This is a genomic window from Nostoc mirabile CHAB5784 (assembly GCF_020829645.1).
Taxonomy (GTDB): domain Bacteria; phylum Cyanobacteriota; class Cyanobacteriia; order Cyanobacteriales; family Nostocaceae; genus Nostoc; species Nostoc mirabile.
On the sequence record NZ_JAIVFS010000001.1, the window covers coordinates 35,467 to 49,508 of the forward strand.

A 14,042-nucleotide genomic window follows, 5' to 3' on the forward strand; every position below is an offset into this window, starting at 1 on the left:
CTCTCTAGACTTTCTTCTCTCTGCGCCGCGCCAGTTGCTTCAACGGGGGGAACCCCCCTTCGGGTGACGCTCCTACGTCGCTACCGCTACGCTAACACCAGTCGCCTACGGCGGGAAACCCGCCTACAGCGCTGGATTCACCGCAACGCACTGGCTTCTCAGCGTCTCTGCGGTTCGTTTCTAACCACTGAATAATCTCATCAGGTAATTCCTGCTTACTTCTACTACTTGCATCAATACAAACATGCCTAGTAATAGCCTTAGCGACTACCACCTCAGCCACTGTAATTTCGTAAGTAATTTCAAACTTATCACCACCTATTTTTTGGGGAATTAAACTAATTAGTAACTTGTCCCCCCCAAACATAGGGCGCAAAAAATCGACACTAGCATGAACAATGGGGAAAGCTACAGATGGATTAGTAAAAAAATCTTTGAGATTAATACTTGATGCTTCTAGAGATTCTTCATAAGCTTCGTGGCAAATACCCAAAACATTAGCAAAATAAACTACCCCAGCAGCATCAGTATCTTGAAAACGAACTGTGCGGTTATAAGTAAAAGGCATTTTTGACAATTAATTAAATATTAAAAAAACAGCAGGTTTATCGCCTGCTCTACAAAGTAATTATATTGCAACTAAGTATTCTAGCAGAAGCGATCGCTATGATTTAGCACATCTTCATACATAATTGATATTACGCGCCACCTTTAATTAGTTTAAGACAAGGTAATCAATAATTTAAAATTTCAAGTAAACAGACTTTTAAAAAAATTCATTAACCCAGTACATTAAATAATTCGTAATTCGTAATTCGTAATTCGTAATGGGCTTCGCCCCGCTGCGCTTTCGTAAATTTTGTTTTGTAATGGGGATTTAACCCCAACACAAAACAAAATTTTTATTGAACCGGGGGACTTAAACCCACGGAACTAGTTAAAAAAAAACGATTTTTTTTTAATGTATGCTATCCCTTAAATTAAACTTGATGTAATATTGCCGTCTAAGTAATTAATCTAAAAATTATGCAGCCAAATCCTCTAACCAATAGATCAAACCAGATGGTAAATGTGTTTGCTTTTCTGCTACTGGTTTCCTCATTTTGCTGGCAAAATTCAGTGAAGGCGCAGTCTCAGTCAAATACGCAACTTCTGCCGTTTTTTGATAATGTAGATAACCCAGTTCCTGTTCGTTTCCCCGCAGGGCAACAGGCAGATATCACACCACCTCCACCGTTCCTAAATCCTTTTGACAAGGCTGTACTAAAACTCTGCGGCCCTATTGGTACAAGAGTTAGTTCTAATAATTTTAAACAATTGTTATCTTATTATCCAGATGTGTTACAGAAACTTCAGCAAGCTAGCGGGGGTGAACTGCGTCCTGGACGTAATAATAAAGCACAATTTCTCGATGATTTAAGCAATATTTGGTTCCAACGTCGAGGGTTTGAGCATATATTTTGTGGTGAAATATATAACGCCAATGATATTGGTGGCTTACATTTTAACGGCAGATATTTACAACTACAAAATGAAGTAATAGGCGGACGGTTGCCAAATAATCAGGGACGAGAGGAAGTTGTTCCTGGAGTCATTTATACAATGGGTGTAGTAATTAAGCAGAAAAATAGGACAGTAACAGATGTCATCAAAGGGTATAGCTACCTCAGCAATGCCGAAGAAATGCTTTTAGATGCCACCAGAATATTTAAACTCCAAGGTAATAATGAAGGAGCGTGTATTTATAATGTACGTGACCGAGAAACGGGTCAATCCTTTCCTACAGTTTTTGTTAGAGAAGAAAAAGCAATCATTACCTATTATCCTGATGCTACTCCTCAAGGTGCAAAATGTAAAATTTAAAATTTCTAGATTGTCTGCAATAAGCGTATAGAGAAAAGACATGATCTTAGAAACACACCGCTTGCTAATGCGTGACTTTGTAGAGTCAGACTGGCAGGCGGTTTTTACCTATCAATCTGATCCTTTGTACTTGCGTTACAGCTATTGGACGCATCGCACACAAAAGGATGTTTGTGAGTTTGTCCAGATGTTTATTGGTCAGCAAAAAGAGCAACCAAGAACAAAGTTTCAGTTAGCTATTATCCTCAAAGCAGAAAATCAGCTTATTGGTAATTGTGGTATCCGTATAAACGACCCGGAAATGCGGGAAGCAAATATCGGCTATGAATTAAACACTCAGTATTGGGGACAAGGTTATGCAACAGAAGCAGCACAAGCCATTTTAAAGTTCGGCTTTGAAGAACTGAGAATGCATCGTATCTGGTCTTGGTGTGTTGCACAGAATGTTGCTTCTGTAAGGGTATTAGAAAAAATTGGTATGCGTCGTGAGGGTCATCTGCGGGAAAAAGAATTAATCAAAGGCAGATGGTACGACAATTTTCTTTACGCTATCCTTGACCACGAGTGAAGAAAACCTGACATTTCTGCTCACACTTTCTGAGAAAGTCGCAGATAGTAATTAGTTATCTATGGAGTCTTAAAAAATGCGATGCCTGCGGCGGTAAACTACGCATCCAATTTATCTGCATCAAGTATTGTAATCGTCCCTCCCCGACTATAGGCAATTGCTGACTTGAGACTTTTAATTAACCGCACACATTCTTCGTAAGTAATGCCGCTACTGCGAGCCATGCGATAATAAGATAATTTGACTTTTAAACACTCGCCTTCTGAAGTTGATTCCGTTCCAGATTCAGCAGCAAAATATTGAATTAATCTGGCAAGTCGAACAATAGCTCTTTCAGAAACTAAGCCGTGGACTGTTTCATGTAATTGCTGAATCCGACTGTTAAAAACCATCAGCATTCGTAATGCAATTTCAGGATTTTGCCCAATAGCTTTTAATAAAGCATCTCGCTCTACAGTGAGTATTTCACAATCAGATTCAGCAGTCACAGTTGCCGGAGAAATTCCATTTCCCAACAAAGCAGGAGCCGCAAAAATTTCCCCAGCAGCTAGGGCGCGGAGAATCGTTTCCTTCCCCGTCATTGCTGTTTTTGTAACTTGAATTGATCCACTGACAACAGCATAGAGTTTTGCTGGTAAGACATCGCCCTCATGCAGAATAATCTCTCCTTTGCGATACCGTTGCACCTGAGTGTAAGGTTGCAAACTTATTTTTTCTGCTGTTTCTAAACCTGCAAACACAATTATTTGTGAAAGTTGTTCTAGGGATGCCTGCATGATTAGCTCTATATAGTAATCCTATCTGAGTTGTGGAAATTACTTTTTAATCGAACCACAGAGGCGCAGAGAACACAGAGAGAAGAATCAACAGAAATTTTCACAAATGATTTAGGATTGCTATATTGCAAAGGCTGGACGATGATGAATCCAAGGGTTAGCCGCTTCTAATTGTGCTGCTAGGCTGATCAGTGTGGCTTCAGCCGCAGGTTTACCAATTAGCTGCACACTCATAGGCAAACCATTACTATCAAAGCCTACAGGAATTGCGATCGCAGGTTGTCCAGTTGCATTTGCAGGCGGACAAGGGGCAACCCACTCAATAATATTTTGGAATGTCTCTTCTGGACTCAGAGATGCCCATTCACCAACGCGGATAGGTGAGTGTAAATAAACTGGCAATACCAGCACATCCACGGTATCGAAAAACGCCACAATTTGCCGTGCCACTATTTGCATTTGAGAAACTGCTTGCAGGTATTGGGCAACAGAACCTGTGCGTGCAAATAACCAGCGATTCACTGGCTGCAAGGCTTCAACAGGAAGTCCTGATGCAGCTACCCCAGCTTGCCAAACAATTTGAAATGGTTCAACTAAGCCACTAAAATCTGGAGATTTCTGTTCAACGTGATGGCCGAGTTGTTCTAATAACTCGACTGTTTGGCGGACACCTTCCTGACAGTTAGCGTCAGCTTCTCCCAAAGGAGAAATGCTAGTGTCAAAGGCAATTCGCAAAGCACCAAGTTTTGTCCCAGTAGCGACGAGAAATGATGGTTTGGGATCTGGCAACCAGTAAGGATCGCCTGTTGTATAGCCAGAGATGGTATCCAAAAGGGCAGCAGCATCAGCCACAGTCCGGGCGATCGGGCCGTTGACGGCAATTCCAGCGAGGCGTTCGCCTACGGGTGCTTTACTCACTCTGCCCCTGGATGGTTTTAGCCCAACTAAACCGCAACAAGCCGCAGGCCCCCGAATTGAACCACCGCCATCAGAACCTTGAGCGATCGCACACAATCCCCCTGCTACCGCCGCCCCCGCCCCACCACTGGAACCGCCAGGGGTGTATTCTAGATTCCACGGATTTCTGGCTGGGGGAAAACCCGTAGGTTCGCTGTAAGGAAATGAACCTAATTCTGAAGTGGCTGTTTTACCGAGAATAGTAAAACCGGCTTGCTTAATCCTCGTTACAACCCCATCATCATAATTAGGGATATTGTTCAGTAATGCTGGATTTCCATAAGTACACGTAACACCTGCTACAGCATTGAGGTCTTTAATAGAAATCGGTACACCAAAAAATGGCGGTAGTTCTGAGGTAGTTGTCAATAATTCTGTTTTGGCTTTAGCATCTGCGATGGCTAATTCTGCCGTCACCGTAAAATAGCTTCCTAATTGGGGATTCAACTGCCCAATCCGTTCTAAATATATTTCCACTAACTCTAGGGGTGATACTTCCCGGCGACGAATTAATTGCGCCAACTCTAGTGCTGGGGTAAATGCTAAATCAACTTCATTCATAGGTTAGTGAATGGGTAATTTTGGCTTTCTCTGGGATTTTAAAACTTAAATTGTTACTTTAGCAGGATTTCCGGGAACTATACATTTTATAGCTGCTGAGATTTGCCACCCAAGGAAGAGGCAGTTCTTGAAGGGGGCATGGTGAAGAGGACTTGGGGACAAGGAGAATTAGGCACAAGGGGAAAGACTTGTTGCAAGTTCTCACCCCTTGTCCCCTTGTCTCCCCTGCCTCCCCCTATTCCCTACTCCCTTCTCCCTTCTCCCTTTCCTCTTTTTCAAGCCATTTTAATTGTTTCGCATAAACTTTCGACAAATCCCTAAGGGGTATTTATGGCTAACCTAGAAATACTTGTTAGTGAATTGCCAACACTGATTCAGAGCCTAAAACTGACTATTGGCGATTCTAATCAAATCATGGAACAAATTATCCTGATCAATAATGCTCAGGAACAACTACGGAATATTAACAAATTAATTGCTCAGGAATTGAAATTTGAGAATATCAAAAGTTCTGCGATCGCTACACTTCCTCGAATAGGTACTGTTGCTACTTTATTTATACCTAGTATTGGATTAGTAGATCCTGCGATCGTAGAAAAATTTGGCAACTCAAAAACTAAAATTTCATTAACTGAACTACAATCCAAAATTGATGTCTGGATTGAGTGGGGTTATTTTTTGCAGGCAATAGCTGCTGATATTCTCAGTGATGTTCAGTTGGTCAATCAACTAAATTCTGATATTAATCATCTCAGCCTCCGCGCAAAATTTCAGGGAATTGTTGAAAACTTAAAGATTAACTTAGACTGTGGTAACTATAATATGTTACAAAGTCAAATTCAAAAGATTAGCAATTCTCAAAATGAGTTGTTACATTTACAGCAAAAATTAAATTATATTTTTAATACTATTAAAACTAGCCGTAGTTTATTAAATATTTTATTAGGTGTGTCTGCTTTCTATGGGAAATCTGGCTTCGCTTTAGAGTGGTTAGATGATGACCACGAATTAATTATATCGAGTCAGGGAAAATTTCAAGAATTGACAGATATTCTCAATGATTGTGATTATTTCCAAGAACAAATTGCTGCTTTAATTATCCAGGGTGATACTTTCAGGGATCAGGCAGAACAAGCCCTAAAAAAGATTGAACAGGAAAGTAATAAAGAACCAATTATTAGCCAGCATGTAGAAATAGTACCAAAGTTTTCGACACAAAAAATAGTACCTTCGGCTTTGCTCATAGCCTCAAGTTTATTAATCTTGGGTTTTGGTGGTTGGAAAATTAGAGAGCAAAGTCCACAATTGCAGCAGATGAGTCTAAGTTTAACTCAAGAAGAGAGTGCGATCGCGAATTTTAAATTTGCTCAAAAACTTGGTATGAAGGCTGCTTCTTTAGTTCAAAAACCACCGCATCCTCTAAAAGTCTGGCAACAAGCAGAAAACAAATGGCATCAGGCAATAAACTTGTTAGATAGTATTCCTAATGAAACATCAGTTTCTGACCGAGCCAAGAAAAAATTGGTTTATTATCAAATTAACTATAAATCTATCAGTCAAAGAGTCTTAGTTGAAAAAAAAGCCTTAGCAAACTTAGAATCAGCCCAAAAGCTAGCAATGGAAGCTAATTTATTTGTCCAAAATCCACCTCATCCGCTACTAGTTTGGCAGCAAGCACAAGATAAATGGCAGCAAGCAATCAATTTATTAGAAGCGATCCCAGAAAATACTTCTGTCTCTATACAAGCTAAAGAAACACTTCCTATTTATAAAAATAACTATGCGGCTATCAGGCAAATAATCCAAAACTAAAAAACGATTATAGTATTTCTGATTTCTCTGATACCAATTCACGAAAATCCTGATACATGTAAATAAATTTCTCGTAGGGGCATGGCATTGCCCATAGGTGTCAACTTAACGTGAAACCCTTGCAATGACGTTATATCAAGTCCACTCAATTACTAATTAAGCCGTCGTCACCCCACCCCGCTTTTGTCTAACGACAAAATCTCCCCTCACCGGGAACGGGGAGGGGAGATTTTGGGGAGCCAGTGCGGTCTTGGGGTCTCCCCAAGTGGAGCCGGATAGCGTGTGGGGTAAAATGACTGTGGAATGAGCTTTCTGACTTAAGTTGACACCAATGGGCAAAGACAAGCCCCTACCAGCGTACTTGTATCATTATTAAAGTCAAATGGTATCAGAAGCCACAAATCTGAGCCTTTCGATTGTCGTAAAAAATCAAGAGGCAAATCGCCCTCTTTTGACGCTTCACCTCTCTTAAAAACAGATAATTACAACTAACAATTACAGCTTAGAACGGTCAGTCAAAATCTCATAACCAGTCTCTGTCACCAACACTGTATGCTCAAACTGAGCCGACAAAGAATTATCCACCGTGACTGCTGTCCAACGGTCAGATAATGTTCGGGTGTGTCTAGAACCCGCATTTAAAATTGGCTCAATTGCTAGCGTCATCCCCGCACGGAGTTTAACATTTGGCATCTCGCGGGTACGGTAATTGAATACTGAAGGTTCTTCGTGTAAGTTACGCCCGACACCGTGTCCAGTGAATTCTTCGACTATACTAAAGCCGTTAGATTTCACATGGTCTTCAATTGCTCCAGCTAAGTCAAGCAGGTATACACCAGCCTTAACTTGCTCAATGCCTTTATATAAAGCTTCTTCTGCTACGCGAATTAATTTAGCAGCTTCTTGCGTCACTTCACCAACAGCAATTGAAATGCACGAATCACCATGAAAGCCTTGGTAATAAGCGCCCGTATCTACTTTTAATACATCCCCCACGCGAATCACTTTCTTAGGACTAGGAATGCCATGCACTGCTTCATTGTTAATGCTGGAGCAAATAGAACCTGGAAAACCGTGATATCCTTTAAAACTAGGTGTTGCACCCATTTCGCGGATACGTTTTTCTGCATAAGCATCCAAATCAGCCGTGGTCATTCCTGGCTTTACTAGCTCAGAAATTTCTTTTAGGACAGTTGCCACAATTATCGCTGATTGCCGCATGATTTCAATTTCACGCGGCGATTTAATTTCAATTCCTCGGCGTTGCTTTTTCGATGTTCCAGGCTGAGTTGCTTGAGGAAGTAAGTTACTGAAAATGTTCATGGGAAATTAATAATTACTGGTGGCTCTGACGCTGAAGTATCAATGCTTTCTCTAGATTAGTTGAGAAATAATATCTATAATTTAAGTTATTTTAATCCCTGATAGGGATTCTTCCAGTTTAGCCGCTAACGTATATATAATAACACGTTCAGCTACTCTTCAGATGTTGAGCTTTAATCAAAATTGCTATAACTTATTTTTCGCTGCACACTATGGGACTGAGATAAATTTCCTTTAATTGAAACATTAGATCGCAGTCAAATACTGAGTCGGATAATTTTTAATTCTTGATGGCAATTTCTCCAGTCATACCTGCTTCCGTATGTCCTGGTATTGGACAACGTAAGCCATAAGTGCCAGATTTCAGGGGTACAAATACCCATTCTGCCTCAGCACCCGGCTTAAGTTCCAGTTCGTGAATGGCTCCTTTGATTTCTACTTTGCCTGCTTGGACTTTTTGTGTCCAGATGCCATCGGCAAAATCTTTAGCAGTAAAATAGTGCTTTAGTTGGCTGGGATTGGTAAGCCGTAGTTGATAGCGTTTGCCAGCCTCGAATCCCAAATGATTTGGCTCAAACTTGAGTTCGTTGGCTGAATTACCCAAGCTAACTGTAATTTCTGTAGCTGGTTGCTTAAGCAAATCCCCAGACAAATTTGCCGCCATTGCTGGAGTAGCAGCGATGAAATTTAAGCTTAGGAACAACGTTAATATCACGTAGTTACGCCGTAAAATTTGCAGCCAAGCAGTAATGGGGAAAGTAAGAGATGCAATTACAATTTGATATAAATGGTTGTAAATTTTCATCACTAGTTCTTAAAAGGCAATGCTATTAATAGGTAGCAGAAAAACCACATTACCCATTCTTTATATTATCCATGCCTAATGCCCATCTCTACTACTGGTCAAATTTAAATTGATGGGTAAGGAAGTTTGTAGTAAGGACTTTAGTCCTTGTTTTTTAAGCACGCTTTGTGCTTACTACAAACCCTCAATAGCTTGGCCTGACTTTTCACGGTATCTGAAAAACCTCACTTCTATTTCTCTCTTCCTTTAAGGAGGAGCCACTGCGTTGGGCGGCAAAGCCCGACTTGAAGCACGTGGCGTCAGAGACTTTGAATTTTCCCCCTTCCCGTTTCGGGAAGGGGGTTAGGGGGTTAGGTTTTCGTGGATTCCACATAACGTGAAAAATCAGATAGCTTGGACATTGCACTACCTAATGCTTTTCTCTGCTAACACAGATGGCCCAGCAGTAACGACTACGATTTGATCTGGGTGGAGTAACTCACGAGCCGCTTGATTAACTTGGGTAAGGCTGACTTTCTGGATTTTGTCAGTGAAGAAGTGCAATTCTTCTTTATCTAGTTCATACACCTCATTCATCAAAATTCTATCTGTTAATTCCTCTGGGTTTGCCAGGGAAACATTGTAGTTACTGATGAGGGTGCGTTTAGCTGTTTCTACTTCCAGTGCGGTAACACCTTGTTGATGGATTTGCTGTAGTATTTGGCGGGTACTAGCGATCGCTTTACTGCTATCTTCAGGACTAGTTTGCATTTCTATCAAAAATGTGCCTGCATTCTTCCCAGCTTGGAAGGAGCTATAAATTCCATAGCTCAAACCTTGGCGATCGCGCACTTCTGCACCCAGTTTACTAGATAAGGTATCACCTCCCAAAATCTGGTTCAATACTAAGGCTGCGTGAAACCGAGGATCATAACGGTTAATGCCTGTGTAACCCATATATGTAACGGCTTGGGCTTTACCTGGTAATACTGGGTTGACAGTGACTATTTTCTGCGGCATTGATACCGGAGGATATTTTAATGTGGGTGCTTGACCGCTAACTTCCCAGTTACCAAACTCATTTTTAATCAGCGATCGCACAATGTCTAGATCAAAATCTCCTACCAGCGCCAACACTGTCGTGTCTGGACGATAATGTTTAGCTTTGAAATCAATCACATCCTGGCGCTGAATCTGCTGTAAACTCTCCTCTGTGGGAAAAGTATGTAAAGGATGTTTTTTCGGATAAATTGACTGAACAAATATTCTTCTGGCTACTTCTGATGGCTCATCTAATTCCTGTTGTAAGTCAGTTAAAGTTTGTTGGCGATGCAATTCCAACTCTTTGACTGGAAAGGTACTATTTTTTACAACATCTGCCAATATCTCAAGGAGTATCGGCAAATCAAGAGCTAAACTATCACCCTCGATATGCACACCTTCGCGGTAGGCTTCAAAGTCGAGACTCGCCCCTCGTTCTGCCAAGACTTTGGCAATAGTTAAGTCATCCTTGCTATTAGTGCCATTTAGCAAATTGTCTGCCACAAAAGCAGCTAGTCCAGCTTTATTCTCTGGATCAAATTCCGTCCCAGCTTGAATGTGACCGCTCAAGGTAACGGTGGGAGTACTATGATCGGGTAACAGTAATAACCGCAATCCGTTGGTAAATTTAAATTCCTGTGGTAATACTTGGGCGATGTCTTCTCTACGTTCGCATAGCGTGTCGCAGACAGAGGCTGACGCTGGAGGACTCGCTACCGCTTCTCTACGAGACGCTGCGCGAACGCTAATGCCAACGACGCCAAGCAAGGCATCTGTAGCTAAATCCACAGGCGGTAAGTATTTCATCACTTCAGAAGGAAGCACAGGTGCGCCAGGAGAGAAGTTTTCTGTAGTTTGGGCTGAGTCTGGTTTATCACCAACTTCTGTTATCAGCTTCTGGGTTGGTTCAAAAAAGCCTACTGTCCTGGCTCCTTTTGTCAAATATTTATTAATCACAGCGACAATATCCGTCGGCTTCACCAGACGAACAGCTGCCAAATAGCGGTCTGTGTAGCGATAATCACCAACTGTTGTCTCATCAGTGCCCAAGCGCATTGCTTGAGAGGTGATATCACGGTTACTCAAAATTACATCTGCTGTTAATTGGGTTTTGGCTCGTTCAACTTCTTCAGAGGTCACGCCTTTTTCTGCTACATTAGCGATCGCGCTACTCAACGCTGAGTCAATTTTTTTCAAATCTTGTTTAGAACCAGCCGTCACCAACACCTCATACCAGCCAGATTCTCGCAAACTGGTAACAGACGCTGTTAATTCACTAGCTAAACCTGATTCCACCAATGCCTGATAAAGTCTAGAATTCCGTCCCTCAGTCAAAATGTAATCCATCACATCTAGCGCCGGCACATCTGGTTGATTTGCATCCGGTAGCGGATACACAACTTGTAACAGCCGCCCTGCCCCCGGTTCTCGCAATACTATCGGGGATGAGGGGGATGAGGGAGAAATAACTCCTGCCCCCTGCCCCCTGCCCCCTGCCCCCTGCCTCTTGGGTAGTTTGCCAAACACCTCTTTAATTGTTTCTAGGGTATTTGCAGTTTGAAAATCTCCAACAACCACTAAGACGGCATTATCGGGACTGTAAAAATTGCGGTAATATTTCTGTACCTGCTCAACTTCAAATTTCTCGACATCAGCTTTAGTGCCACCTACAGGCAACCCATAAGCATGATTGGGAAACACCGCCTGCATGACGGCGCGGTTGAGGCGATATTCTGGGCTATTTTCGTAACCCTGCAACTCAGAAATTACTACCCGCTTCTCACTCGCTAGTTGCTCTGGCTCAATCTGGGAATTTTGCATTCTGTCAGCTTCCAGCACTAAGAGCGCTTTCAGCTTGTTTCGTTCCACAGTACCGTAATATGCAGTTTGGTCATAGCTGGTGAAAGCATTGGAATCACTACCCAAAGCACTAAACAAACGGCCAAATTGAATTGGACGGTTTAGAGTACCTTTAAACATCATGTGTTCCAACTGGTGGGCAATCCCATTCACGCCCGGTTCTTCGTTGCGTGAGCCAACCTTGTACCACACCTGCACCGTCACTACTGGCGCAGTATGCACTTCCTTTGTCAGGACAGTTAGACCATTCTCCAGCACTGTCTTACGGACATTTTGTGTCAGTGTTGAGGGCATTATTCTTTTTGCTAGCAAGGTTGATTGGTATTTTTCTTTGTTAGATATGGCTGCATGTTGGCTATGAGCAGGTTTATTGCTTAACAAAAAAACTGCTACTAGCCATAAGCTTAAAAATAATAATGGCAAGGGATATTTATAAAATCTGGAAAATCCATACATGTATTTAGCAGATATATCTGTAAATTAAATTACATAGTTATTTTGGGAAGTGACGTTAGTTTAATCTGTCCAAAAAATCTGTTACCTCAGTAACAATACAGAAAAACAATATATTAGCAAGAAAGGTAATAAAAAAGCTAAATTATGGGAGTTTTGCTAAAACCCGAATGAATTCGAGAGGTAAGCCATCGGTATCGGCGATGAAAGCCACTTCGTAAATGCGATCGCCTATTTGCTGTTGTGTCGGTTCTAAAAGTACTTTCAACGGTTGTAATTCTTCAGTTTGACTCTCAGCAGCTAGTGATACACGCTCTTGTAAATTTGTCAACCAGCTAGGTAAATCTGATGTAATCTCAGTCAAATCGAACGAGAGATGATAATACCCCACATAATGCTCGTCAGCAAAGGCATCTGGGGCTGGTTTTGGTTCGGGAATTTGTATTAGTTCAATTCTGCCGCCCAATCCTTCCATCCAACAAGCTAGGGTGTAGCCTGTAGTAAAGCGTTCCGAAATTGTAAACCCTAAATGTTCGTAGAAGGCGATCGCTCGATGAATATTCGCAGTCCGAATAGAAGCGTGGTGCATATTAGTCCTTAGTCCTTAGTCCTTAGTCACTTGTCCTTTGTTATTCACTAATGACAAATGACTAATGACAAATGACCATTACTCAAACAACCTGAAATAAGGGTAGCGTACAGGGACACCAGGCTCTTTTTCCAAGTCAAAATTAATTACTTCCCAACAGGGATCATCTGAGGTATCAGGGCTAAACTCCACAGGTAGGCCATACAAACGTGCAGCAGTAGCTTCTGGTTGTCCAGAACGCCAAGGTGTACTGCGTTCTAGGTAGCCGCTCATCAATTCCTGATAGCGTCGAGCAATAATTACTCTTGTTGCTCGAAAGCCTTGGGTATAGAGCTTGTCTAATGCTTCGTGAATCTCAAACCGAATACCATCGGGATGAGTATGCTGTCTATACCATTCATTATTCCACCTCCGCCAATGACGCCCCGATTGCAAATGGATTAACTCTCCATTTTTAGGATTAGCTTCAAACGCGCCATGACGCGAACACAAATAGGTATCTGTTAATGTCAGCGCCGGAATAGTCTGGCGACAATGGGGACACTGTATTTCAGGCCCAAACATAGGGTACTGCAAGCCTGGATTCATCATGAAGTGCGTACAAACATAATTTTGTCTTCACCAGCACTAGTGTATTGGATTATACACTTTGGCTCTACCACTTTGGGTTACTTGCTCACTGCTGCACAGACACGGAGTTGTGGCAGGAACATTCTTCACTAGTGTTTTCCTCACTGTAGAGGCTTGACGCTGTGATATCCTAGTTGTGCAACCAGCCTCAAAGGTTGGAGTTTCTCCAGTGTTCCTGGGTACCATATTCATATTCTATCGTGTCTACCGCTTCTTACTGGACATCTGTCGATTTTTCTCAAGCTGCCTTTATCGCAGCCAATGCTGTTGTTATGGGTTCGGTAAATATAGCAGCAGGGGTGAGCATTTGGTATGGAGCAGTGGTTAGGGGAGATGTAGAACGGATTGAAATTGGCGAATGCACAAATATTCAGGATGGTGCAATTTTACATGGCGATCCTGGTTTTCCGACAATTTTAGAAGATCATGTGACCGTAGGGCATCGCGCTGTGGTACATTCTGCTTATATTGAGCGTGGAAGTTTGATTGGCATTGGCGCAGTGATTTTAGACGGGGTAAGAGTGGGCGCTGGTAGCATTATCGGTGCTGGTGCTGTGGTAACCAAGGATGTACCGCCTTTGTCCCTAGTTGTCGGTATTCCTGGGAAAGTATTACGGCAAATAACAGAGGCTGAAGCCGCAGAACTGATTGAACACGCCCAACGTTACCAAAAGTTAGCTTTAGTTCATGCTGGTAAGGGTACTGATATCGGGTTTAGCAAGGCTTAGGGAGTGGGGAGTGGGGAGTGGGGAGTGGGGGATGAGGGAGCAGGGGGAGCAGAGGGAGAAGAATTATTAATTATTGTCCAATGCCCAATGCCCAATG

12 protein-coding genes are annotated in these 14,042 nt (G+C 42.2%); 4 read left to right on the top strand and 8 right to left on the bottom strand.

The features are described 5' to 3' along the window. Positions 1-91: 91 nt before the first annotated feature. Positions 92-568, bottom strand: a complete 477-nt coding sequence (locus LC653_RS00180) for an acyl-CoA thioesterase (RefSeq protein WP_229492054.1) — start codon at positions 566-568, stop codon at positions 92-94. Positions 569-1,062: 494 nt separating this feature from the next. On the opposite strand from LC653_RS00180, the gene LC653_RS00185 reads away from it, so the two are divergent. Together LC653_RS00185 and LC653_RS00190 are read left to right on the top strand one after the other, a co-directional pair. Then, the gene (locus tag LC653_RS00185) at positions 1,063-1,863 is read left to right on the top strand and encodes an EndoU domain-containing protein (protein ID WP_229492055.1); all 801 of its coding nucleotides are present in this window, start codon (positions 1,063-1,065) and stop codon (positions 1,861-1,863) included. A gap of 40 nt (positions 1,864-1,903) precedes the next feature. Then, the gene (locus LC653_RS00190) at positions 1,904-2,431 is read left to right on the top strand and encodes a GNAT family N-acetyltransferase (RefSeq protein WP_229492056.1); all 528 of its coding nucleotides are present in this window, start codon (positions 1,904-1,906) and stop codon (positions 2,429-2,431) included. A 98-nt stretch (positions 2,432-2,529) separates the two neighbouring features. Here LC653_RS00190 and LC653_RS00195 read toward each other — a convergent pair whose 3' ends face one another. Both LC653_RS00195 and LC653_RS00200 read right to left on the bottom strand, forming a co-directional pair. Next, the gene (locus LC653_RS00195; protein WP_229492057.1) at positions 2,530-3,207 is read right to left on the bottom strand and encodes a Crp/Fnr family transcriptional regulator; all 678 of its coding nucleotides are present in this window, start codon (positions 3,205-3,207) and stop codon (positions 2,530-2,532) included. 120 nt (positions 3,208-3,327) lie between these two features. Then, the gene (locus tag LC653_RS00200) at positions 3,328-4,725 is read right to left on the bottom strand and encodes an amidase (RefSeq protein ID WP_229492058.1); all 1,398 of its coding nucleotides are present in this window, start codon (positions 4,723-4,725) and stop codon (positions 3,328-3,330) included. Between the two features lie 330 nt (positions 4,726-5,055). Between LC653_RS00200 and LC653_RS00205 the strand changes: the two genes are divergently transcribed. Beyond that, the gene (locus LC653_RS00205; protein WP_229492059.1) at positions 5,056-6,537 is read left to right on the top strand and encodes a hypothetical protein; all 1,482 of its coding nucleotides are present in this window, start codon (positions 5,056-5,058) and stop codon (positions 6,535-6,537) included. A 495-nt stretch (positions 6,538-7,032) separates the two neighbouring features. On the opposite strand, the gene map is transcribed toward LC653_RS00205, so the two are convergent. The 5 genes from map to LC653_RS00230 all read right to left on the bottom strand — a co-directional run bounded on the left by map (position 7,033) and on the right by LC653_RS00230 (position 13,175). Beyond that, positions 7,033-7,860: a type I methionyl aminopeptidase gene (map, locus tag LC653_RS00210; protein WP_229492060.1), complete on the bottom strand. Its 828-nt coding sequence runs from the start codon at positions 7,858-7,860 to the stop codon at positions 7,033-7,035. Between the two features lie 280 nt (positions 7,861-8,140). Continuing rightward, positions 8,141-8,665, bottom strand: a complete 525-nt coding sequence (locus LC653_RS00215; RefSeq protein WP_229492061.1) for a plastocyanin/azurin family copper-binding protein — start codon at positions 8,663-8,665, stop codon at positions 8,141-8,143. Between the two features lie 405 nt (positions 8,666-9,070). After that, positions 9,071-12,001 (bottom strand): M16 family metallopeptidase, encoded by a 2,931-nt coding sequence (locus LC653_RS00220; protein WP_229492062.1) that lies wholly within the window; start codon positions 11,999-12,001, stop codon positions 9,071-9,073. A 142-nt stretch (positions 12,002-12,143) separates the two neighbouring features. After that, the gene (locus LC653_RS00225; protein ID WP_229484992.1) at positions 12,144-12,587 is read right to left on the bottom strand and encodes a VOC family protein; all 444 of its coding nucleotides are present in this window, start codon (positions 12,585-12,587) and stop codon (positions 12,144-12,146) included. A 78-nt stretch (positions 12,588-12,665) separates the two neighbouring features. Next, positions 12,666-13,175, bottom strand: coding sequence for a TIGR02652 family protein (locus tag LC653_RS00230; RefSeq protein WP_443689706.1), 510 nt, complete (start codon positions 13,173-13,175; stop codon positions 12,666-12,668). Between the two features lie 242 nt (positions 13,176-13,417). Between LC653_RS00230 and LC653_RS00235 the strand changes: the two genes are divergently transcribed. After that, positions 13,418-13,945 (top strand): gamma carbonic anhydrase family protein, encoded by a 528-nt coding sequence (locus LC653_RS00235; RefSeq protein ID WP_229492064.1) that lies wholly within the window; start codon positions 13,418-13,420, stop codon positions 13,943-13,945. The last annotated feature ends 97 nt before the right edge of the window (positions 13,946-14,042 follow it).

Excerpts from the sequence above, each read along its gene's own strand:
- LC653_RS00215 (WP_229492061.1), bottom strand. The coding sequence starts at position 8,665 with ATGAAAATTTACAACCATTTATATCAAATTGTAATTGCATCTCTTACT.
- LC653_RS00190 (WP_229492056.1), top strand. The coding sequence starts at position 1,904 with ATGATCTTAGAAACACACCGCTTGCTAATGCGTGACTTTGTAGAGTCA.
- LC653_RS00185 (WP_229492055.1), top strand. The coding sequence starts at position 1,063 with ATGGTAAATGTGTTTGCTTTTCTGCTACTGGTTTCCTCATTTTGCTGG.
- LC653_RS00225 (WP_229484992.1), bottom strand. The coding sequence starts at position 12,587 with ATGCACCACGCTTCTATTCGGACTGCGAATATTCATCGAGCGATCGCC.
- LC653_RS00200 (WP_229492058.1), bottom strand. The coding sequence starts at position 4,725 with ATGAATGAAGTTGATTTAGCATTTACCCCAGCACTAGAGTTGGCGCAA.
- LC653_RS00205 (WP_229492059.1), top strand. The coding sequence starts at position 5,056 with ATGGCTAACCTAGAAATACTTGTTAGTGAATTGCCAACACTGATTCAG.
- LC653_RS00195 (WP_229492057.1), bottom strand. The coding sequence starts at position 3,207 with ATGCAGGCATCCCTAGAACAACTTTCACAAATAATTGTGTTTGCAGGT.
- map (WP_229492060.1), bottom strand. The coding sequence starts at position 7,860 with ATGAACATTTTCAGTAACTTACTTCCTCAAGCAACTCAGCCTGGAACA.
- LC653_RS00230 (WP_443689706.1), bottom strand. The coding sequence starts at position 13,175 with ATGAATCCAGGCTTGCAGTACCCTATGTTTGGGCCTGAAATACAGTGT.
- LC653_RS00180 (WP_229492054.1), bottom strand. The coding sequence starts at position 568 with ATGCCTTTTACTTATAACCGCACAGTTCGTTTTCAAGATACTGATGCT.
- LC653_RS00220 (WP_229492062.1), bottom strand. The coding sequence starts at position 12,001 with ATGTATGGATTTTCCAGATTTTATAAATATCCCTTGCCATTATTATTT.